This is a genomic window from Kitasatospora arboriphila (assembly GCF_039528095.1).
GTDB classification, from domain to species: domain Bacteria; phylum Actinomycetota; class Actinomycetes; order Streptomycetales; family Streptomycetaceae; genus Kitasatospora; species Kitasatospora arboriphila.
Window position 1 is genome coordinate 115,272 of the sequence record NZ_BAAALD010000009.1, and the last position, 21,240, is coordinate 136,511.

Annotated in this window: 21 protein-coding genes and 1 pseudogene; 13 read left to right on the forward strand and 9 right to left on the reverse strand. The window is 74.0% G+C overall.

The genetic code is table 11. From position 1 onward, the window contains the following. Both ABD353_RS07630 and ABD353_RS07635 read right to left on the reverse strand, forming a co-directional pair. Positions 1-239: pseudogene (locus tag ABD353_RS07630) on the reverse strand (type 1 glutamine amidotransferase domain-containing protein); the annotation flags it as partial. Positions 240-367: 128 nt separating this feature from the next. Then, positions 368-1,123 (reverse strand): PP2C family protein-serine/threonine phosphatase, encoded by a 756-nt coding sequence (locus ABD353_RS07635; protein ID WP_344622707.1) that lies wholly within the window; start codon positions 1,121-1,123, stop codon positions 368-370. A 174-nt stretch (positions 1,124-1,297) separates the two neighbouring features. Here ABD353_RS07635 and gcl point away from each other — a divergent pair, with 174 nt between their 5' ends. Next, positions 1,298-3,079 (forward strand): glyoxylate carboligase, encoded by a 1,782-nt coding sequence (gene gcl / locus ABD353_RS07640; protein ID WP_344622708.1) that lies wholly within the window; start codon positions 1,298-1,300, stop codon positions 3,077-3,079. 152 nt (positions 3,080-3,231) lie between these two features. Here gcl and ABD353_RS07645 read toward each other — a convergent pair whose 3' ends face one another. Further along, positions 3,232-4,062, reverse strand: coding sequence for an alpha/beta fold hydrolase (locus tag ABD353_RS07645; RefSeq protein WP_344622709.1), 831 nt, complete (start codon positions 4,060-4,062; stop codon positions 3,232-3,234). An 85-nt stretch (positions 4,063-4,147) separates the two neighbouring features. Here ABD353_RS07645 and ABD353_RS07650 point away from each other — a divergent pair, with 85 nt between their 5' ends. Next, positions 4,148-4,621, forward strand: a complete 474-nt coding sequence (locus ABD353_RS07650) for a MarR family transcriptional regulator (protein WP_344622710.1) — start codon at positions 4,148-4,150, stop codon at positions 4,619-4,621. A gap of 40 nt (positions 4,622-4,661) precedes the next feature. Here ABD353_RS07650 and ABD353_RS07655 read toward each other — a convergent pair whose 3' ends face one another. Next, on the reverse strand, positions 4,662-5,867 hold the full coding sequence (locus tag ABD353_RS07655) for an alginate lyase family protein (protein WP_344622711.1): 1,206 nt from the start codon (positions 5,865-5,867) through the stop codon (positions 4,662-4,664). A 277-nt stretch (positions 5,868-6,144) separates the two neighbouring features. On the opposite strand from ABD353_RS07655, the gene ABD353_RS07660 reads away from it, so the two are divergent. After that, positions 6,145-8,040 (forward strand): ricin-type beta-trefoil lectin domain protein, encoded by a 1,896-nt coding sequence (locus ABD353_RS07660; RefSeq protein WP_344622712.1) that lies wholly within the window; start codon positions 6,145-6,147, stop codon positions 8,038-8,040. Positions 8,041-8,110: 70 nt separating this feature from the next. Here ABD353_RS07660 and ABD353_RS07665 read toward each other — a convergent pair whose 3' ends face one another. Together ABD353_RS07665 and ABD353_RS07670 are read right to left on the reverse strand one after the other, a co-directional pair. Next, positions 8,111-8,380: a DUF4190 domain-containing protein gene (locus tag ABD353_RS07665; RefSeq protein WP_344622713.1), complete on the reverse strand. Its 270-nt coding sequence runs from the start codon at positions 8,378-8,380 to the stop codon at positions 8,111-8,113. Between the two features lie 39 nt (positions 8,381-8,419). Continuing rightward, positions 8,420-8,575, reverse strand: a complete 156-nt coding sequence (locus tag ABD353_RS07670; RefSeq protein WP_344622714.1) for a hypothetical protein — start codon at positions 8,573-8,575, stop codon at positions 8,420-8,422. A 116-nt stretch (positions 8,576-8,691) separates the two neighbouring features. Between ABD353_RS07670 and ABD353_RS07675 the strand changes: the two genes are divergently transcribed. From ABD353_RS07675 to ABD353_RS07700, 6 genes are all read left to right on the forward strand, one after another. Next, positions 8,692-9,315, forward strand: a complete 624-nt coding sequence (locus ABD353_RS07675) for a TetR family transcriptional regulator (RefSeq protein WP_344622715.1) — start codon at positions 8,692-8,694, stop codon at positions 9,313-9,315. Between the two features lie 605 nt (positions 9,316-9,920). Then, positions 9,921-10,760, forward strand: coding sequence for a S1 family peptidase (locus ABD353_RS07680; protein ID WP_344622716.1), 840 nt, complete (start codon positions 9,921-9,923; stop codon positions 10,758-10,760). Positions 10,761-10,922: 162 nt separating this feature from the next. After that, the gene (locus tag ABD353_RS07685; RefSeq protein ID WP_344622717.1) at positions 10,923-11,549 is read left to right on the forward strand and encodes a TetR/AcrR family transcriptional regulator; all 627 of its coding nucleotides are present in this window, start codon (positions 10,923-10,925) and stop codon (positions 11,547-11,549) included. 73 nt (positions 11,550-11,622) lie between these two features. After that, positions 11,623-13,248, forward strand: a complete 1,626-nt coding sequence (locus tag ABD353_RS07690; protein WP_344622718.1) for an acyl-CoA dehydrogenase family protein — start codon at positions 11,623-11,625, stop codon at positions 13,246-13,248. Continuing rightward, positions 13,245-14,126 carry an amidohydrolase family protein gene (locus ABD353_RS07695; RefSeq protein ID WP_344622719.1) on the forward strand — a complete coding sequence of 294 codons (882 nt, stop codon included), beginning with the start codon at positions 13,245-13,247 and terminating at the stop codon, positions 14,124-14,126. The genes ABD353_RS07690 and ABD353_RS07695 overlap by 4 nt, the downstream gene beginning before the upstream one ends. Positions 14,127-14,440: 314 nt before the next feature. After that, a complete protein-coding gene (locus ABD353_RS07700; protein WP_344622720.1) occupies positions 14,441-15,304 on the forward strand; it encodes a DMT family transporter in 864 nt (287 codons plus the stop codon). Positions 15,305-15,338: 34 nt separating this feature from the next. On the opposite strand, the gene ABD353_RS07705 is transcribed toward ABD353_RS07700, so the two are convergent. Next, positions 15,339-16,127, reverse strand: a complete 789-nt coding sequence (locus tag ABD353_RS07705) for an inositol monophosphatase family protein (RefSeq protein ID WP_344622721.1) — start codon at positions 16,125-16,127, stop codon at positions 15,339-15,341. Between the two features lie 106 nt (positions 16,128-16,233). Here ABD353_RS07705 and ABD353_RS07710 point away from each other — a divergent pair, with 106 nt between their 5' ends. Beyond that, complete coding sequence (locus ABD353_RS07710; RefSeq protein ID WP_344622722.1) at positions 16,234-17,217, forward strand: Lrp/AsnC family transcriptional regulator; 984 nt, start codon at positions 16,234-16,236, stop codon at positions 17,215-17,217. A gap of 38 nt (positions 17,218-17,255) precedes the next feature. Next, on the forward strand, positions 17,256-17,507 hold the full coding sequence (locus tag ABD353_RS07715) for a DUF2277 domain-containing protein (RefSeq protein WP_030267423.1): 252 nt from the start codon (positions 17,256-17,258) through the stop codon (positions 17,505-17,507). Here the strand turns inward: ABD353_RS07715 and ABD353_RS07720 are convergent. Both ABD353_RS07720 and ABD353_RS07725 read right to left on the reverse strand, forming a co-directional pair. Continuing rightward, positions 17,476-17,979, reverse strand: coding sequence for a DUF2269 family protein (locus tag ABD353_RS07720; protein WP_344622723.1), 504 nt, complete (start codon positions 17,977-17,979; stop codon positions 17,476-17,478). The two genes, ABD353_RS07715 and ABD353_RS07720, sit on opposite strands and share 32 nt — an antisense overlap. An 87-nt stretch (positions 17,980-18,066) precedes the next feature. Then, complete coding sequence (locus tag ABD353_RS07725; RefSeq protein ID WP_344622724.1) at positions 18,067-18,801, reverse strand: 4'-phosphopantetheinyl transferase family protein; 735 nt, start codon at positions 18,799-18,801, stop codon at positions 18,067-18,069. Between the two features lie 235 nt (positions 18,802-19,036). On the opposite strand from ABD353_RS07725, the gene ABD353_RS07730 reads away from it, so the two are divergent. Next, positions 19,037-19,390, forward strand: a complete 354-nt coding sequence (locus tag ABD353_RS07730) for a CU044_2847 family protein (RefSeq protein WP_263105562.1) — start codon at positions 19,037-19,039, stop codon at positions 19,388-19,390. Positions 19,391-19,402: 12 nt separating this feature from the next. Beyond that, complete coding sequence (locus tag ABD353_RS07735) at positions 19,403-21,217, forward strand: VMAP-C domain-containing protein (protein ID WP_344622751.1); 1,815 nt, start codon at positions 19,403-19,405, stop codon at positions 21,215-21,217. Positions 21,218-21,240 lie beyond the last annotated feature (23 nt).

Here is a 21,240-nt window from a genome sequence, read left to right on the forward strand (position 1 = left end):
CCCCCCCCCCCCCCCCCGGCGGCCCCCCCCCCCCCCCCCCGGGCGCCGGCGGACAGGCTGCCGGCGTCCGCGGTCGGCCGCACGCCGCCCGGCGTGGCCACCACGACCTCGTGCCCGGCGGCGGTGAAGGCGCGGTACGGGGTGAGGAACTCCTCCGCCCAGTAGCCGGTGGGGTGCTTGCTGCCGTCGGCCAGGGTCCAGTGGTCGGCGCCGGTCATCACAAACAGGATCTTCGCCATGTCGGCGGTCACTCCTTCGGTGGGCTCTCCCCCGACGCTAGGCCGCCGACCCTCGGTCGGGCCAATAGCCGGACCGATGGGAGCCATCGGGAGCCCGATGGCTCACCCGATCGGCGGCGGCCGTCGGCTCACTCCTCGATCCGCACCAGCGCCAGGGTGATGTTGTCCGGTCCGCCCGCCTCGATCGCGGCCCGCCAGAGCTCGAAGGCGGCCCGCTGGTCGTCCTCGCCGGCGAGGACGGCGGCCAGCTCCTCCGGCGGCACCGGGTCGGTCAGGCCGTCGCTGCACACCAGGTAGCGGGCGCCGGCCGCGGCGGGCAGCCGGCGCAGGTGCGGCTCGACCTCGCGGCGGACGACGGTGCCGCCCAGGGTGCTGGTGACGATGTTGGTGGTGCGCCGGCCGGGCGGGGGCGGCGGGCTGTCGTCGGTGCTGAGCAGCCGCAGTTCGGGGGCGGCGGCCGTCCCGGCGATCTCGAAGACCTGGCTGTCGCCGATGTTGAACACCAGGACGTGCTCGGCGCTCAGCACCAGGCCGGCGACGGTGGTGCCCATGCCGGTGAGGTCCGGGTCGGCCTCCGCGGCCTCGTACAGGGTGCTGTTGCAGGAGCGGAGTTCGCGGCGGACGTCGTCCTCGGAGCGCAGGGCGGTGCCGGACGCGGCGAGCCGGCGGGCGGTGAGCGAGGAGGCGACCTCGCCGGCCGGGTGGCCGCCGAGTCCGTCCGCGACCGCCACCACGACGGGCGTGCCGCCGAGCGGGAAGAGCAGGGTCTGCGGGCTCTCGGTGACGGTGGCGCAGAGCGTCCACGGTCCGACGGCCAGGCTGTCCTCGTTGTGGTCGCGGACCAGGCCCTCGTGGCTGAGCGCACTGACGGCGATGTACGGCATGCGGCTCGCCCCCTCTCCCTCCCCATTGTGGTGCCCGCCGGGCCACCCCCGCCGAAGTCTTCAACGATCTGTTGAAACCTACCTTGACGCTCCCCGCGGCCTCGGCTTACTTTGATTCCGCAGTCCAGAATCAGTATTTCACATCGCGGAACTTCCGCCGGGCAGGAGAAGCCGATGCCTCGAATGACAGCCGCCCGCGCGGCAGTTGAGATCCTCAAGCGCGAGGGCGTGACCAATGCGTTCGGCGTGCCCGGCGCGGCGATCAACCCCTTCTACGCCGCCCTCAAGGCCGCCGGCGACGTCCACCACACACTGGCCCGCCACGTCGAGGGCGCGTCCCACATGGCCGAGGGCTACACCCGTGCCAACCCCGGCAACATCGGCGTCTGCATCGGCACCTCCGGGCCGGCCGGCACCGACATGATCACCGGCCTGTACTCCGCCATCGCCGACTCGATCCCGATCCTGTGCATCACCGGGCAGGCGCCGGTCGCCCGGATCCACAAGGAGGACTTCCAGGCCGTCGACATCGCCTCGATCGCCCGCCCGGTCACCAAGGCGGCCACCACCGTCCTGGAGGCCGCGCAGGTCCCCGGCGTCTTCCAGCAGGCCTTCCACCTGATGCGCTCCGGCCGCCCCGGCCCCGTCCTCATCGACCTGCCGATCGACGTCCAGATGACCGAGATCGAGTTCGACCCGGAGACCTACCAGCCGCTGCCGGTCTACAAGCCCACCGCCACCCGGGCCCAGATCGAGAAGGCGATCGACCTGCTGCAGGCCTCCGAGCGGCCGCTGATCGTCGCCGGCGGCGGCATCATCAACGCCGACGCCTCCGACCTGCTCGTCGAGTTCGCCGAACTCACCGGCGTCCCGGTGGTTCCGACCCTGATGGGCTGGGGCACCCTCCCGGACGACCACGCGCTGAACGCCGGCATGGTCGGCCTGCAGACCTCGCACCGCTACGGCAACGCGACCTTCCTGGAGTCCGACTTCGTCCTCGGCATCGGCAACCGCTGGGCCAACCGCCACACCGGCAACCTCGACGTCTACACCAAGGGCCGCACCTTCGTGCACGTCGACGTCGAGCCCACCCAGATCGGCCGGATCTTCGCCCCCGACTACGGCATCGCCTCCGACGCCCGCGCCGCCCTGGAGCTCTTCGTCGAGGTCGCCAAGGAGCGCAGCGCCGACGGCACCCTCAAGGACCGCAGCGCCTGGGCCGCCTCCGCGCAGGAGCGCAAGGCGACCCTGCTGCGCCGCACCCACTTCGACGACGTGCCGCTCAAGCCGCAGCGCGTCTACGAGGAGATGAACCGCGCCTTCGGCCCGGAGACCCGGTACGTCACCACCATCGGCCTCTCGCAGATCGCCGGCGCGCAGATGCTGCACGTCTACAAGCCGCGGCACTGGATCAACTGCGGCCAGGCCGGTCCGCTCGGCTGGACGATCCCGGCCGCGCTGGGCGTCGCCACCGCCGACCCGGAGACCCCCGTCGTCGCGCTCTCCGGCGACTACGACTTCCAGTTCATGATCGAGGAGCTGGCGGTCGGCGCCCAGCACCGGATCCCCTACGTCCACGTCCTGGTGAACAATTCGTACCTGGGCCTGATCCGCCAGGCGCAGCGGAACTTCGACATCGACTTCCAGGTCAAGCTGGAGTTCGAGAACCTCAACTCCCCGGAGCTGGGCGTCTACGGCGTCGACCACGTCAAGGTCGCCGAGGGCCTCGGCTGCAAGGCGATCCGGGTCACCGAGCCGGACCAGCTGCTGCCCGCCTTCGAGGAGGCGAAGAAGCTCGCCGCCGAGTTCCGCGTCCCGGTCGTCGTCGAGGCGATCCTGGAGCGGGTCACCAACATCGCGATGAGCGGAACCGACATCGCCAGCGTGGTCGAGTTCGAGGAACTCGCCACCGAGCCCGGCCACGCCCCGACCGCCGTCCGCCCCCTCGCCGTCTGACCCGGCCGGACCCCCCGATCCACCCGCATCACCCTCCGGGACCGCCCGGGCGATCCGATCGCCCGGGCGGTCCTGCCGTGGGCGGGGGCCGGGAGCTGCCTTCAGAGGCGCTCGGACGGTCGGTTCGGGGGGCCCGCGCGTTCCTGAAGTGGTCACCCGAGCAGCGAGGTCAGTCGGGTGGCGAAGGCGCGGGGGTGGGTGAGGTTGCCGTTGTGGCCGCCGGGGAATTCGGCCGGGGTGGTGCCCAGGTGGTCGGCGAGGAGGGCGGCGCAGCGGCGGTCGAAGACCTGGTGCGGGGTGGTGCGTCCGACGGCCGGGACGATCCGGGTCGGGCCGTCGCGCAGGGCGTCGAGGTCGGCGGGGGCGAGGCCGCCGGCGAGGATGGTGTCGATGTCGCGGGTGAGGAAGCCGGCGAAGTTCGCCGCGCGGGCCTCGGTGATCGGTTCGGCGGTGACGTCCGGTTCGGTGTCCTGGTGGTGCGGGTCGATGCCGAGGACGGCGGTGACCCGGCGGACGGCCGCGAGCCAGCCCTCGTCCCGGTAGGTGCGGGTGACGGCGCGCAACTCGCTTTCGGTGGCGGCGCGTTCCGCGGCGGGCAGCAGTTCGGGGACGGCGGGCTCGTGGGCGATCAGCGTGTGCAGCGCCCCGGGGTGGCGCGCGGCCAGGTGGAGCCCGATCGCGGCGCCGAAGCTGCAGCCCAGCATCAGGGCGGGCCGGTCGGTCAGTGCGGTCAGCAGGCGGTGGGCGTCGTCGGCGTGGGTGGCCATCGGTACGGGGCGTGACGGGTCGTCGGGTGTGCTGCGGGAGAGGCCGCGGCGGTCGTAGGTGACGACGGTGAAGTCGTCGACGAGCCGGTCGACCAGGTCGCGGCTGCGGTCGGCGTCCCCCTCGCCGCTCTGGGCGACGAGGAGCAGCGGGCCGTTGCCGCGGACCTGGTGGTGGAGGAGGGCGCCGGGGACGGGGAGCAGGGAGGTGGTGGTCATGGCTGTCACCGTAAAGCATCAGAAGAGATGCATCAAGAGAGATGTATATATCTGCGATGCATCTGCCTGGATGTAGTCTGGGGCGGTGAACGGACTGGAACTCGTCACCCTCGGCCGCACCCTGATGAAGATCGGCGAGCAGGCCATCCCGACCGCGGGGATCGGCCCGCAGTCCACCGGCACCCGTGCCGTGCTGGTCGTCCTCGGCGACATCGTCGAACACCCGGGCAGCGCCGTCGGGGAGATCGCCGCCCGTACCGGTCTGCCGCAGAGCCAGGTCTCCGGCTGCGTCGCCCGGCTCCGCGAGGCCGGGTCGGTCGTCACGGAGGCCGACCCGGCCGACCGGCGCCGCTCCCTCGTCCGCAAGGCCGCCGAGGTCTCCGAGCGTTCGGCCCTGGCCGCCGCCGCACCCGTCGACCCGGCCGTCGCCGCCGCGCTCGGCACCGACGACCCCGCCGCACTGGCCGAGGTGCTCGCCGCCCTCGACGTCCTCGGCCGGTACCTCACCCCCGAGTCCGTCCGGCGGCTGCGGGACGCCGGTCCGGCCGGCCGGGGGTGAGGGCGGCTTCGTTCCGGGCGCGCCTCAGGACGGGTTGGCCTCAGGACGGGTTGTTCGCGTGGGTGAGGGTCTCCCAGGCGGTGAACAGGTTGTCCGTGCCGGCGGGCCGGCGCTGCTCGGTGAGCTTCTGGGTGTTGTCCATGCCGTAGCTCAGGCGGTTGTGCAGGGCGTTGAAGCCGACCTCGGTGACCGGGCCCATGTGCTGGGAGAGGCTGCCGCCGCAGAGCCAGGACGGGACGGCGGTGCCCAGTTCGTACTTGGACTGGAAGCCGAGGGCGTGCCGCAGCCGGTCGGCGACCTCCGGGTAGAGGTCCTGGCCCTGGATGCGGCTGGTCTCGGCGACGTGGGCGATCGCGGACAGGCCGTAGCCGGTGTGGGTGAGGTCGCGGCAGGTCTCCTGGGTGAGGCCGTCGACGAAGGTGGACTGGCCCTGCCAGTACTTCACGATCTCGTCCCGGGTGTCGAGGCCGCTGCCGGGCACCGTCTTCGGCAGGGCGCCGTCGGAGGCGAGGTAGATGTAGGCGGGCACCCGGTTGCGGAAGGTCGCGACCGCCTTGTCGTACACCGTGCGGTCGTTGAGGAAGACGGCGATGCCGATGGTGGCCTCCGTCATGCTCAGCTCCCAGTTGCCGTTGGAGCGTGAGCCGTTGACCACCTTCGGCAGGTAGACGTTGCGCAGCATCGCGCCGAAGCGGTCGACCTTGTCGGCAGGCCAGCCGCCGTAGGTGTAGCGGATGATCTCGGCGGCCCGCGGCCAGGTGGAGGCCGACCAGGCGCTCTGCAGCGGGGCGTTGCTGTTGGTGTGGTCCTTGACCGTGCCGGACCAGGCGTCCATGATCTGGACGGCCTTGGCGGCGTAGCGGGTGTCCCGGGTGATCGACCACTCCAGGGCGAGGGTGTACGCGGCCAGTGCGTCCTCGCGCTCGTCGGTGCAGCCGTAGTCGGGATTGGAGTACGAGCCGCACTCGACCACCGCGCGGGGCTTGGGGGTCCGGCTCAGCGAGGCGTACTTGCTGGCGTGCATCTGGTCGTAGGCGCTCTTCCACGGCTGTGCCCCGGCCTGCACCTTGGCCCGTACGAAGTCGAGTTGGGACTTGGAGAGCAGCACGCCGGGGTGGGCGAACGCGGTGGGCGCGGCCTCGGCCGGCGCGGGGGAGGTCGCGCTGATGCCGACGGGTATCGCGCAGACGAGCGCGAGCAGCGCGGCGGTCGCGGGAGGCCGGCGGCGGCGGTGGCGACGGTGCATGGGTCCTCCGGTCGGTGGGGGCGACGGGAGCTGGAGTCAACTAGTCCGGCGATGGCCACGTCAAGTCAACTGGAAACTTTCCTGTCAGACATTCCGTCAACTCGTGGCACATGATCACCGGGCAATCGCTCTCCTGCGTTCATGAGTTGACAGGAATTTGGTTCAGACCAGCTTCTTGACGGTGATGAGTCATCAGGAGTTGAATCTGGACCGCCGGCCGGCAGTCGTACATCGCCCATCCGTCCCACCCACCCCCACACCGAAGGCGGATCCGATCATGGCCTGGCCCCCACCCCACCATGCCGCCCGCACGCGCCGGACGGCCGCCGCGCTGCTCTCCGGCGCCCTGGCCGCGACCGGCCTGCTGGCCGGAGCTCCCGGCGCGCACGCGGCAGGCGAAACCGTGAACGTCTGGCTCACGACCACCGACGACGCCGGCGGCCGGCACGTCACCCGCGGGCTCGCCCAGCAGGCGGCGTTCACCTTCAACTCGGGCTCCGGCAGCGGAGGTCAGCTGATCTCGGTCGACGAGTCCACCCGCTACCAGCAGTTCACCGGCGGCGGCGCCTCGTTCACCGACACCGCCGCCTGGCTGATGAACAGCAGCGGCGCCCTGAGCGCGGCCACCCGCGACGCCACCATGCGCAAGCTCTTCTCGCCGACCGAGGGCATCGGGCTGTCGTTCCTGCGCAACCCGATGGGCTCCTCCGACCTGGCCCGCTACGGCTACACCTACGACGACCAGCCCGCGGGCTCGGTCGACCCGGCGCTGAACGGCTTCACGATCGGCCACGACCTGGCCGACGTGCTGCCGCTCACCAAGCAGGCCAAGCAGCTCAACCCGGCCCTCACCACCATGGCCTCGCCGTGGACGGCGCCCGCCTGGATGAAGGACAGCGGCAACCTCAACGGCGGCTGGCTGAAGGCCGAGTACTACGGCGCCTACGCCCAGTACTTCGTGAAGTACCTGCAGGCGTACCAGGCGCAGGGCGCCCCGGTGAACTACGTGACGGTGCAGAACGAGCCCACCTGCTGCGCCGGCTACCCGTCGATGAGCTGGAACGGCTCGGGCCTGGCCTACTTCACCAAGACCAACCTGCTGCCGGCGCTGGCCGGTGCGGGCCTGCCGACCAAGGTCCTGGCCCTGGACTGGAACTGGGACCAGTACAGCGGCTACGCGGCGCCGGTGATGGACGACGCGGCGATCCGCACCCACCCCAACTTCGGCGGCATGGCCTGGCACGGCTACGGCGGCGACGTCTCGGCGCAGACCACCGTGCACAACCAGTACCCGACGGTGGACGCCTTCGACACCGAGCACTCCGGCGGCACCTGGATCGGCAACCAGCAGCAGGAGGACATGCGCAACATCATCGACTACACCCGCAACTGGGGTAGGTCGGTGACCAAGTGGAGCCTCGCCGTCGACCAGGACATGGGCCCGCACTACGGCGGCTGCGGCACCTGTACCGGCCTGGTCACGGTGCACAACGGCGACTCCCGCAGCGGCCAGGTGGACTACACGGTCGAGTACTACACCATGGGCCACCTCACCAAGTTCGTGAAGCCGGGCGCCTACCGGGTCGCCTCCACCGCCAACTCCGCGGTGCCGAACGTCGCCTGGCAGAACCCGGACGGCTCCAAGGCGCTCATCGCGTACAACGACAGCGGCAGCGCGCAGACCGTCCGGGTGGTCTGGGGCGGCCAGAACTTCAGCTACAGCCTGCCCGCGAAGACCTCCGCCACCTTCACCTGGGCCGGCACCCAGGGCGGGGGCGGCGGCGCGACCGGCCGGATCACCGGCCTGGGCGGCAAGTGCCTGGACGTCGCGGGCGCCAACTCCGCCAACGGCACCGCCGTGCAGCTCTACGACTGCAACGGCACCGGTGCCCAGAACTGGACGGTCGGCACCGACGGGACGGTCCGCGCCCTCGGCAAGTGCCTGGACGTGGCCTCCGGTTCGACCGCGGACGGCGCCAAGACCCAGCTGTACGACTGCAACGGGACGGGCGCCCAGCAGTGGGCGTACAACCCGTCCACGCGCGACCTCGTCAATCCGGCGGCGAACAAGTGCCTGGACGTGACGGACAACAGCTCGGCCAACGGTGCGCGGATCCAGATCTGGACCTGCACCGGAGCGGCCAACCAGAAGTGGACGGCCCCGACCTCCTGACGGGCCGGTCGTCCACGGGCACGCGCCCGGTCCTGCCGCAGGGGGCAGGACCGGGCGCGTCGCCGTTGCGTCAGGCGCCGAGCTGCCAGACGGTGCCGTGCCCGGCCAGGGTCGCCACCGCCAGGACGGCGAGGTCGGCGACGCCGAGCGCGATGCCGAGCAGGGCCCGGCCGCGCCGGCCGGTGCCGCGGACCAGGGCGAGCGTGCCGAGCACGATCGCGACCGGGCCGAGCACCAGGTTGAAGAGCAGCAGCCCCGGCAGGGCCAGCAGGAAGGAGGCGACGGCCATCTGGTCGCCGTCGGCGGCGGTGCGGGTGCGGGGTGTGGCGAGCTGTTCCATGGCAGGACTCCGGTGGGAGGTCGAAAGGGTGCCGGGTTGTCAGCGGTGCCGGGCGCGGGCGATCCGCTCGCGGGCGCCGAAGGCGAGCAGCCAGAGCGCGATCGCGGCGGAGGCGGCCAGGAAGACCGGCATGGAGGTGTGGATCGCGGCCCCCGCGAGGAGGCCCATGGCGACGATGACGATCAGAAGGCTCACGGCAGGTGTCCTCTCCCCGGTCGGCGGCCGATTCGGTGTACGACTGTTCGCCGACTTCTCCATCGTACGCGCTTCGGGGCTCGCCAAAGTCGGCAAACGGTTGTTTACTGAATGATGTGAGTCACACCCCCGGGGTCCGCCAGGCCCAGAAGCAGCAGAGCCGCCGCGCCCTCCTCGACGCCGCCCTCGGCCTGCTGGAGCACCAGAACCTCAGCGGCGTCGGCGTCCGCGAGGTGACCCGGGAGGCCGGGCTCTCGCCGGCCGGGTTCTACCGGCACTTCCGCGACCTGTCCGAACTCGCCGTGGTGCTGGTCGAGGAGTCGCTCGCCAGTCTGCACGGGATGATCCGCCGGGTGCTGGCCGAGTCCGGCGACTCCGACCAACTCATCGACCGCTCGGTCGAGTTGATCGCCGACCATGTGCGCGAGCACCCGGCGCACGTCCGCTTCCTGGCGCGCGAGCGGCACGGCGGGGTGCGGGCCGTCCGCGAGGCGATCGCCGCCGAGTTCGAGCGCTTCGCCGACGAGGTGGCGGCCGGTCTCGGCGCCCAGCCGGCCTCGGAGGGCTGGTCCCGGGCGGACGTGCGGATGCTCGCCGAACTCTACGTCGAGCACATGGTGGCGACCGCCGCCGCCTTCCTGGAGGCCGGCCCGGCGGGGGAGGCGCGGATCGCCCGCACCGCCCGCACCCAGCTGCGGCTGATCACCACCGGCCGCCGCCACTGGCTCGACGGGGGCTGAGATCCCGCAGGGGCGCGGAAGGCCGTGCGGTTCCGGGGTGCCCGATCGGTGCGTTCTCCACGTCCGCATTGCGCGGTTCCACCCCCAGCCTTCGGCCGGGAGGTGCCCCCAGCGCCCCTGTCCGTGGTCGGCCTTCCCTGTGCCCCCGGGGCGGCCAGCAGGTCGCTACTGCCAGAGGCCCTGGCCGTCGCGGCCGCTCGGATCGGCCGTCAGCAGGTCCTCGTGCAGCCCCGCCGCGGGGCGCGCGGTCGAGTTCCTCCAGCGTCGTGAAGACGGCCTCGTAGGCGACGGCCCGGGCGAGCAGCGTCAGGTCGTCGCGGTCGGCCCCGGCGTCCAGCAGGCGGCGGGCCGCCGGCAGCCGTTCCAGGGCGCCCGGGGTGGCCCAGCCGTCGACGGCGCCGTGCCAGAGCGCCCGGAGCGGGGCGTCGCGGGCGGGCAGCGGCCGGTCGTCCTCGATCTCGTTCATCGCAGCAGGATGCCGTGTGGGCCCGGCTCCGGAGGCTCCTGAGGGGGCAGTTGTTGTAACCGGTAATTCATACAAGCATATTGACTGGACGTCATGAACACGCCAGGTTTGGAGGACCCCCACTCCGAGAGGCCCTCCCATGAAGAAGCCGCTCATCGGCGCGTCCCTGGCCCTGCTGCTCGGCGGCGCCACCGCGCTGGCCGGTGCCGCCCCCGCCGCGGCCGCCACCAAGGGCGCCGCAGCCGTCGCCGTCGACTTCGCCGGCACCGTGGCGCTCAGCAACTGTTCCGGCTCGGTCGTCCGGCTGCCCGGCTCGGCCGCCACCGACCCCGCGCTGGTGCTCACCAACGGCCACTGCCTGGAGACCGGCATGCCCTCGCCCGGTCAGGTGATCACCAACCGCTCGTCCAGCCGCAGCTTCACCCTGCTCAACTCCTCCGGCGGCAGCCTCGGCACCCTGCGCGCGAACAAGGTCGTCTACAGCACGATGACCGACACCGACGTGACGCTCTACCAGTTGACCAGCACCTACGCCGCCATCCAGTCCCGCTACGGCATCGCCCCGCTCACCCTCTCGGCGAGCCACCCCGCGGCCGGCGCCTCGATCAAGGTGGTCTCCGGGTACTGGAAGAAGATCTACTCCTGCAGCGTGGACGGCTTCGTCTACCGGCTCAAGGAGGGCGGCTGGACCTGGAAGGACTCCGTCCGCTACACCTCCAGCTGCAACACCATCGGCGGCACGTCCGGCTCCCCGGTCGTCGACACCGCCACCGGCCAGGTCGTCGCCGTGAACAACACCGGCAACGAGGACGGCGAGCGGTGCACCGAGAACAACCCGTGCGAGGTCGACCAGAACGGCACGGTGACCGTCCGCAAGGGCATCAACTACGCCGAGGAGACCTACCTCATCCCCGCCTGCTTCGCCGCGGGCAACAAGCTCGACCTGAACCGGTCCGGCTGCGCGCTGCCCAAGCCGTAGCGGGCCGGTCCGCGCCCGCAAGGGCCCGACAGCCAACTGCCGCCCCCTCCCCGAGGGCCGTCCGCCGACCGGCGGGCGGCCCTCGCGGCGTTCCCGGGCGGGCCGGCGTGACCGGTGGCGCCGCCCTTCTCGAAGCAGTGAATCAGTGCTTCAATGCTTGGCATGGCATACCGACGCACCCCCGCCGTCCAGGCCCGGCTCGACGCCCAGCGCGCCGCCGTGCTCCAGGCGGCCGTCGCCCTGCTCGCCGAGCGCGGCTACGCGGGCTGCTCGGTCGCCGCCGTCGCCGAACGCGCCGGGATCGCCACCGGCTCCATGTACCGCCACTTCGCCGGCAAGTCCGACCTCGCCGTCGAACTCTTCCGCACGGTCGTCGGCAGGGAGGTCGCCGCCGTCACCGCGGCCGTCGAACGCGAGTCCACCCCGCAGCGCCGGGTCGCCGCCGTCGTCGAGACCTTCGCCGCCCGCGCGCTCAAGGCCCCCCGCCGCGCCTACGCCCTGCTCGCCGAACCCGCCGACCCGGTCGTCGACGCCGAACGCCTGGTCTTCCGCCGGGCCTTCCGCGACCTCATCGCCGCGCAGATCGCCGACGCCGTCGAGAGCGGCGAACTCCCGCACCAGGACGCCGAACTGACCGCCGCCGCGCTGGTGGGCGCGATCGGCGAGGCCCTCGTCGGCCCGCTCTCCGCCGGCGGCGACCCGGGCGACACCATCCCCGCACTCACCGCCTTCGCGCTGCGCGCCCTCGGCACCCCCGAGGCCGCGCCGCCGCCCCGCACCACCCGCTGAACCCGAAGCCCCGCAGAACCGTTCGAGCACCGAAACCCCGCAGACCCCCCAGACCCCCGCCCAGGAGGACGGCATGCCGACGCACGAGGTCACCAACCAGGTCCCCGACCCGTACGGCCACGACGTCGCCGCCGACCCGGCGCTGCTCGCCGCCCTGCACCGGGCCGGCGCCGGCTGGGCCGAGGACGAACTCCACGAACTCGGGCGCCTCGCCGGCTCCGAGGAGGCCGACACCTGGGGCCGCCTCGCCAACGAGAACCCGCCCGTCCTGCGCACCCACGACCGCTACGGCCACCGCGTCGACGAGGTCGAGTTCCACCCGTACTGGCACCGGCTGATGGACACCGCCGTCCGGTACGGCCTGCACGCCGCCCCCTGGGCCGACGACCGCCCCGGCGCGCACACCGCCCGCGCCGCCAAGTTCTACGTCTGGGGCCAGGTCGAGGCCGGCCACACCTGCCCGATCTCCATGACCTACGCCGCGGTGCCCGCCCTGCGCGCCACCCCCGACCTCGCCGAGCGCTACGAACCGCTGCTCTCCGCCCGGGAGTACGACTTCGGGCTGCGCGAGCCCGGTACCAAGCGCGGCCTGATCGCCGGCATGTCGATGACCGAGAAGCAGGGCGGCTCCGACGTCCGCGCCAACACCACCACCGCCGTCCCGCACACCGACGGCAGCTACCGGCTCACCGGCCACAAGTGGTTCACCTCCGCGCCCATGTCGGACGTCTTCCTCACCCTCGCCCAGGCCCCCGGCGGACTCAGCTGCTTCCTGCTGCCCCGGGTGCTGCCCGACGGCAGCCGCAACCCGATCCGCCTCCAGCGGCTCAAGGACAAGCTCGGCAACAAGTCCAACGCCTCCGCCGAGATCGAGTACGAGGGCGCCACCGGCTGGCTCGTCGGCGAGGAGGGCCGCGGCGTCCCCACCATCATCGAGATGGTCAACATGACCCGCCTCGACTGCACGATCGGCGCCGCCTCCGGCATGCGGTACGGCACCGTCCGCGCCCTCCACCACGCCACCCACCGGCGGGCGTTCGGCGCCGCCCTGGTCGACCAGCCGCTGATGCGCAACGTCCTCGCCGACCTCGTCGTCGAGTCCGAGGCCGCGACCGTCGTCGCGATGCGGCTCGCCGCCGCCACCGACGCCGCCCTCGCCGGCGACGAACAGGAGACCCTGCTGCGTCGCCTCGGCCTCGCCGTCTCCAAGTACTGGGTCTGCAAGCGCGGCCCGGCGCACGCCGCCGAGGCGCTCGAATGCCTCGGCGGCAACGGCTACGTCGAGGAGTCCGGCATGCCCCGGCTCTACCGGGAGGCCCCGCTGGTCTCCATCTGGGAGGGCTCCGGCAACGTCGCCGCCCTGGACGCGCTGCGCGCCATGGCCCGCCGCCCCGCCAGCGTCGACGCCTTCCTCGCCGAACTCGACGCCGCCGCGGGCGCCGACCGCCGCCTCGACGCCGCCACCGCCGCCCTGCGCAAGCAACTCGGCGACCTCACCGACCTCGAGTACCGCACCCGCCGGCTGGTCGAGTCGATGGCACTCACCCTCCAGGGCTCGCTGCTCGTCCGGTACGGCGACCCGGCCGTCGCCGACGCCTTCTGCGCCTCCCGGCTCGGCGGCGACCACGGACTCGCCTTCGGCACCCTGCCCGCCGGCACCGACACCGCCGCGATCCTGGACAGGGCCGTCCGGCGGTGACCGGGACCGACGAAGTCCGCGCCTTCTGGCAGCAGTTGGGGCTGCCCGGCCTCATCGACGTGCACACCCACTTCATGCCCGAGCAGGTGCTCGACAAGGTGTGGGCGTACTTCGACGCGGTCGGGCCGCTCACCGGGCAGCCCTGGCCGATCGCCTACCGGCACGCCGAACAGCAACGCGTCGACACCCTGAGGGAGTTCGGCGTCCGCGCCTTCACCGCCATGCTCTACCCGCACAAACCGGCGATGGCCGCCTGGCTCAACGCCTGGGCCGCCGACTTCGCCGCCCGCACCCCCGACTGCCTGCACACCGCCACCTTCTACCCCGAGGACGGCGCCGCCGGGTACGTCGAAGCGGCGCTCGACCGCGGCGCCCGGGTCTTCAAGGCCCATGTGCAGGTGGGTGCGTACGACCCGGCCGACCCGAGGCTCGACGCCGTCTGGGGCCTGCTCGCCGAGAGCGGCACCCCGGTCGTCACGCACTGCGGCTCCGGCCCCGCCCCCGGCAAGCACACCGGGCCCGGGCCGATCGGCGCCGTCCTCGCCCGCCACCCCCGGCTCCACCTGGTGGTCGCGCACATGGGCCTGCCCGAGTACGCCGACTTCCTCGACCTCGCCGACCGCCACCCGAACGTCCACCTCGACACCACCATGGCGTTCACCGACTTCACCGAACGCCTGGCCCCCTTCCCGCCGGGCCTGCGGCCCCGCCTCACCGACCTGCAGGACCGCATCCTGCACGGCACCGACTTCCCCAACATCCCGTACGGGTACGGGCACGCGCTGACCGCCCTGGAGCGGCTGGGCCTGGGGGAGGAGTGGCTGCGGGCGGTGTGCTGGGGGAACGCGGCGCGGTTGTTCGGGGTGGCCGGGGGGTGAGCCGCTGCGCGGGGCGGGGTGCGGCCGGTGGAGGGTACGGGCACGCGTCGGCCGCCTTGGAGCGGCTCGGGCCTGAAGGGCCTGCTGTGGGCGGTGTGCTGGGGGAACGCGGCGCGGTTGTTCGGGGTGGCCGGGGGGTGAGCCGCTGCGCGGGGCGGGGTGACGGGGTAGTGGCGTGTTCTCCGGCTCGCGCGGTGTTCTGCCAGGCGGCGCCCCTGAACGGCTGGCGCCGGGGTCGGGGTGCGGCGCGGTGCGGCGGGGGTGCGGGGCGGGTGGGTGAGACTGGGCGGATCCGGTGAAGGGAACCGCCCGCCTTGCTCCCCGTCCTGTTCGCCCTGTGCGGCGCGATCAGCAACGCCCTGGCCACCGTGCTGCAGCACCGCGCCGCGCAGACCGTGCCGCGCTCCTCCGGCTTCCGGTTCGGCCTGCTGCGCGACCTGGCCCGCCGCCCGGTCTGGCTGGCGGGCATCGCCGCGGTGACCGCCGCCGCGCTCTTCCAGGCGGTGGCGCTGGCCCGCGGCGCGCTCTCGGTCGTCCAGCCGATCTTCGTCCTGGAGCTGCCGTTCGCCCTGGTCATCGCCTCGGCGATGTCCCACCGGAACCTCTCCCGCCGGGCCTGGGCCGCCGTCGCCTGCATGGTGGTCGGCCTCGGTCTCGCGCTGGGGGCCGCCGCGCCGACCCCCGGCACGATGCACGTCCCGATGTCCCGCTGGATCCCGGCCCTCGCGGGCTGCGGCGCCGCGATCGCGGTGCTCTGCGCGGTGGCGTTGCGCCGTCCGCCCGGCGGGGTCCGCGCCGCCTGCCTGGCGGGCGCGGCGGCCGTCGGCAACGCGCTGACCGCGGCGCTCATCAAGTCCTCCACCCATCTGCTCGACAAGCACGGGCTGGAGGCCTTCCTCACGGCCTGGCAGACCTACGGCTTCGCCGTGGCCGGGGTCGGGGCGCTCTACCTGCTGGAGAACGCCCTGCAGTCGGGTCCGCTGGTGGCCTCGCAGCCCGCGCTGACCCTCGGCGACGCGGGGGTCAGCCTGCTGCTGGGTGTCCTGCTGTACGAGGAGACGCTGCGCACCGGCCTCTGGCTGGTGCCCGAGGCCGCCGGTGTCGCGCTGATCGTGGTGGGCGTGCTGGCGCTGGCCCGCACCCCGCTGACCAGCACCCTGATGAGCCCCAAGGACTGACACCGCGCGGCCCCGGCACCCACCGCACCTGCGCTCACCGCACCTGCGCCAGCACCGTCAGCGCTTCGGCGTGCACCCCGGGGGCGGCCGCCAGGAAGCTGTCCGCGGCCGGCGTCCACGGTCGGCCCGTCGCGTCGGTGACCACGGCCCCGGCCTCGGCGGCGATCAGGGCACCCGGCAGCAGGTTGGGGCCGTCCTGGCCGTACTCCCAGAAGAGGCCGAGGTTCCCGGCGCCGACCTGGGCCACCTGCAGGGCGGTCGGGCCGAGGTTGCGGACGGCCAGGGCCCCGCCGAGCATCGCCGTCAGCGATTCGCCGGCCCGCCGCCGGGCGACCGGGTCGCCGGCCACCGTCGGCGGCTGCGCGGTGGCCGCGACCGCGACCTGCAGGGTGCGGGGGGTCGGGGCGATCGGCCGGCCGTCGAAATGGGCGCCGCCGCCGCGCAGCGCGGTGTAGGTGGCGCCATGGAGCGGCGCGTGCACCACCGAGAGCACGGCGGCGCCGTCCCGGACGAGGGTGGCGGTGACCGCCCAGTGCGGCAGCCCGCCCAGGTACTGGACGGCGCCGTCGGTGGCGTCGCAGACCCACCACTCGCCCTCGGCGGGTACGTCGCCGTCCAGTTCCTCCCCGTGCCATCCGGCGGACGGCCGCAGCGCGGTGAGGCGCTCGCGCAGCAGGGCGGCGGCGGGTCCGTCCACGGCGCGGAAGGCGGCCACGGCCTCGGCGAGGCCGGTCGCGGGCACCGGGGCCGGGCTCTGCAGGGCGGCCAGCCGCTCGCCGACGGCGTGCACCGCGTCGATCGTTCCGGACAGCGTCTTCTCCACGGGGGGCTCCTCTCGGTCGTGGCCGGTCCGGCCATGGAGAAGGAGTACCGTGATCGCGGCGGACCAGGACTCTGAATCGGCCGGATGCGGCGGAGAACGGACAGCAGTGGACCTCGATGCGGTGGATCCGGACGACCGGCTGGACGAGCTGGACCGGCGGCTGGTCTGCGCCCTGCAGATCGACGGCCGGGCCGAGACCGGCCGGATCGCCGAGGTGCTCGGCGTCTCCGCCCGGACGGTGACCCGGCGCCTGGCCCGGCTGCTCGGCAGCGGCACCGTCACCGTCGTCCTCATGCCGGACGTCCGGGACCGCGCGGTGGGCGCCCTGCTGCTGAGGGTCCGCGTCCTGCGCGGCAAGGTGGAGACCGTCGCGCACGCGCTGGCGGCCCGCCCGGACGTGCCGTTCGTCGACATCATGCTCGGCGGCAGCGAGGTGAGCGCCGTCGTGCTCACCGACGCCGGCTCCCGCGACCGCCTGCTCTACGGCCAACTTCCCGCCACCGGCGCCGTCCTGGAGACCGATGTGCACGCGGTGCTGCACGCCTTCGCGGACGCCGGCCACTGGCACTCCGGCCACCTCGCGCCCGAACAGGTCGCCGCCCTCGCCCCGCCCGCCCCGACCACCGTGGCCCCCGCCACCGACGCGCTGGACCGGTCGCTGCTCGACCTGCTCGGCCGGGACGCGCGCCGGTCGCACGCCTCCCTCGCCGCCGCCTCGGGCGCGCCCGAGTCCACCGTGCGCCGACGGCTGCACCGGCTCGCCGCGGGCGGCCTGTTGCGCACCCACGCCACCGTCGACCCCCGGCTGCTCGGCATGGCGGTCGACGCCAACCTCTGGCTGGACGTGCCGCCCGGCCGGCTGGTCGAGGTCGGCACGGCACTGGCCGGCCACCCGCAGGTGCACGGCGTGCTCGCCACCAGCGGCCCGACCGGCCTGATGGCCACCGTCTTCTGCGAGGACCACGCCGCCCTGTTCCGGTTCTCCACCGAGGTGCTCGGTCCGCTCGGCGTCGCCCGCGCGGAGACCGCGATCGTCGCCCGGGCGGTGAAGCGCGCCGGCGTACGCCTCGTCGACCCGGTCCGCCGATGACGGCCCGCGGGGCGGGCGCGCCGGGCAGACTGGGGGGTATGTGCCGATCGATCAAGACGCTCCGGCCGCCGGAGACGCCGGAGGTCACCACCGACGACGTCCACGCCGCGGCCCTGCAGTACGTCCGCAAGGTGTCCGGCTTCCGGGCGCCGGCCGCCCACAACAGGGAGGCCTTCGAGCAGGCGGTCGCGGCGGTGGCCGCCGCGACCCTGGAGCTGCTCGAAGGCCTGGAGATCCGGGGTGCCGGACGGGTGGAGGTCAGGCCCCCGTCGTCGACCCCGGTCGGATGACCATCAGCACCACGACCACCGCCCACAGCAGGTTGAAGACGCCGGCGGTCATCGGCAGCAGCTTGAGGCCGCGCTCCGCCCGCTCCCGGTCGTCGCCGCGGGAGTGGGCGGCGGGGGTGCCCGCCTCCGCGTCCAGGGTGTCGATCACGGACTGCTGGGCGGGCACCACGAACAGCAGCAGCGAGCCGGCCGACAGCGCGGTGATCACGATCGAGGCGATCAGCCAGCTCTGGCCGAGGACGTCCATCACCTGGGCCACGCCGATGCCCAGCAGCGGGACGGCGATCCCGAGCAGCGCGTAGACCTGGGTGATCCGGTGCAGCAGCCGCACCGAGGCGGCCGCGACCGGCTGGTCCGCGCCGGAGCCCAGGGCCGCGGCCGCGCGCCGCGGGAACATGCTGACGGCGACCGCCACCGGGCCGATGAACAGCACCGAGGCCAGCACGTGCAGGCTCAGCAGGAACTTGGCCATGGGGAAGTCGTCCTTCGTGCGGCGGGGGAGGATGGGCGGACCTGCGCGGATGCGGTCCGACGCGGCCGTCGCCGACGCTAACACCCCTTACGCGGACGCCCCCGGACGCCCCTGGACTCCTCCCGCGCGCAGGCCGTCCGGCGGCAGGAGCCGGACCGGCCGGGTGCTGACCGCGGCGAGCAGGGCCCCGCTGCCGGGGGCCGCCCAGTCCAGCAGGTGCAGGTCGCCGTGGCGGTGCAGGGCCGGTCCGGGGCCGGGAAGGTCCAGCGGCAGCGCGGACAGGTCGACGGAGGCGAGGGTGTCCAGGCTCGCCCGGCCGATCTTGATCATCGCCTCCTTGCGGACCCACTGCCGCAGGAAGGCCCCGTCCGGGTCCGGACGGGCGGCCACCAGGGCGGACTCGGCGGGGCCGAGCACCCGGTCGTACAGGTCGGCGGTGCCGTCCCGGCCGCCCGGCAGTTCGACGTCCACGCCGACCGGCGCGGGCCCGGCGGCCGCGGCCACCACGCCCTCGGTGTGCGACAGGCTCAGCCCCACCTCCGGCCGCCCGGCCAACGAGGGCGCGCCGTGTCCGGACAGCCCGCAGTCGGGGCAGTACTGCTCCAGCACCAGCCCGGCGACCGGGACGCCCAGCAGCCGGGCCGCGCAGAGCCGGACGAGCAGGTGCGCGGCGACGAAGTCCAGCCGGTTCCGCTCGCGGTGGAAGCGTGCCGCGCGCTCGCGTTCGGCCGGGGTCAGCAACTCCTCGCCGAGGCCGGGCAGCGCCAACACCTCGGCGCTCCCCGCGACCGCCACCAGCCCCCCGCCGGCCGTTCCGTCCATCCGCTCGCCCTCCTCGGCTCCGTCCGGACCACCCTAGGCCGCCGTCCCCGGGGCCCTCCCGCGTCCGGCGGGATCCGGCCGGGCCCGGTACGGGCGGATCAACCTGACATATTGTCATGTTCCTTGAAGATTACTGATGTCAACCCCGTCGGAACCGCTGCGCCACGGCCTGTGCTGTGCGACCATCGCCAAGGAATTCGGCTGACAGTACGGCTTGACACGGTGGGGAGTGCCCATGTCGCACTACGTGGAGTTCCTGACGGCCGACGGCGCGGTGGTCCGGGTGGAGAGCACCTCCCAGACCCCGGCGGCGTACGGCATGCAGCCGGTCGGCCGGGGCAGCGGCGACGCCGTCGTCCGTGCCTCGGAGACCTTCGAGCACGCGTTGGGCGGCGTCCGCGCCGCGGCCGAGGCCGCGCTCGCCGTCCTGCGTGACGGCAGCCTGCGCCCGGACGCGGTGGAGATCGAGTTCGGCGTCAAGCTCTCCGCCGAGGCGGGCGCGCTGATCGCCCGGACGGCGGCCGACGCGCACCTGACGGTCAAGCTCTCCTGGTCACCCGGCACCACCGGGGAACGGGCGGGGCACTGACCGGACGTGCCGATGCAGGACGTCCGCTGGCTCGCCCGGATCGACACCGCCGGGCCCGCCGGGCCGCTGACCGGCGCCGGCATCCTCATCTCCGACCGCGAGGTGCTCACCTGCGCCCACGTGGTGCACGGCGTCCACGAGGCGGAGGTCCGGCTGGTCGCCCACCCTGACCTGCCGCCGCTCACCGGCACCGTCGCGCTGCGCGGCCCCTGGCCCGAACTCCCCGGCGGCGCCGGGGACGTGGCCGTCCTCCGGCTCCGCGAACCCGTCCCCGCGCAGACCGCCGCGCCGGCCCCGTTCGCCCCGCTGCACCGCTGGGCCGGCCCGCCCGCACCCGCCCTGGTCGCCTACGGCTTCCCGGCCGGCCACGACACCGGCCTCAGCAGCGAGATCCGGCTGACCCGCGGCGGCTTCCGGATCGCCGGCGAGCTGGTGCAGCTGGAGCACGAGGGCACCGGCATGCCGCTCTCCCCGGGCTTCAGCGGCGGGCCGGTCGTCATCGCCGCCACCGGCGAGGTGGCCGGGCTGGTCACCGCCGCCCTCGACACCCTCGGCGTCCCGCGCGGCCCCGACGACCGCAGCCGGCCCGCCGCCCGGCTCGGCCAGATGCTGCCCGCCGAGGCCGCCGCCCGGTACGTCCCGCAGCTCGCCGACCGGCTCACCGGCGCCGCGCTGCCCGCCCACGCGGTGCGCGGACTGCGGCTGCTGCTCGGCGCCGGACCGCCGCCCGCCGACCCGCTGGAGCTCTACCGCGCCGCCGTCGGACCGCTCGGCTGCCCCGACCCGCCCAGCCGCCCCGCCACCCTCTGGGACGCCGGCTGGTACCTGCTCGCCGAGGTCCCCCGGCCGCCGCACGGCCCGCACCCCGTCGTCCACTTCGCCCACCACGTCGCCGAGGCGCACACCGACCCGGCCCTGCGCGACGGCCTGCTGGACTGGCTCGACCGGCACCGCGACACCGCCCCCACCGCCGGCCGCAGACGCGAGCGGTGGCGGCCCATCCTGGTCGAGATCACCCCGAGCGGCGCAGGCCCCGCGATGTTCCACGTCGCGGTCGCCGCCGTCCGCGACGGCCGGATCGGCGCCGCCGACACCCGCACCGTCCCGCGGCTGCGCCTCAAGCACGCCGTCCGCGACCGCATCGACCACGAACTCGGCCGCCTGGAACCGGACGGCGCGGAACTCGTCATCTTCTCGCTGCCGCGCAAGTGGCTCACCGAGCCGGTGCACGGCTGGGCGCGCCGGCGCACCGACTACGGCCCGCTCGGGGCCGACCACGCCGTCGTCGTGGTCGACGCGCAGCGCCGCGCCGACCCGGCCGCCCGCCGCCAGCTCGAACTCAAGTGGGCCCCGCTGCGGGCCGCCGCCGGCACCCTGCTGCACCAGCTGCGCTGCACCGAACTCCCGGACGGCAAAAGGCTCTACCACCGGCTGAGGCCGCCCGAGCGGGTCGAGCTGCCCGCCCTCCCCGGCCCGCCCAGGGGCGCCCCGTACGAACCGCTGCTGGCGGCCGCCCTGCGGGCCGGCGTTCCCGCCGTGCTGTGGCCGGGCCAGGCCTGCACCGCCGACCACACGCACACCCGGACCTGCCGCAACGAGCGATTCCTTGCCAGACTGGCGGAGGAACTGGCCGACGTCGCACCTGCCGACCTGCCGCGCCGGGTCAGGGAGTTGCGGCACGAGGCGGAGGAGGCGGCAGACCCTTCGCAGCACTGGGCGGCGGGCCTGGTGCTGCTGTGGGAGGACCCGGCGGTACTGCCCGGCCCCCACCGCCCCTACCGCGTCGTCCCGACCGCACCGCCGCCCCACGCCGCGGGCCCCGAGTGAGACCGAGACCGCCGAAGGCCCCG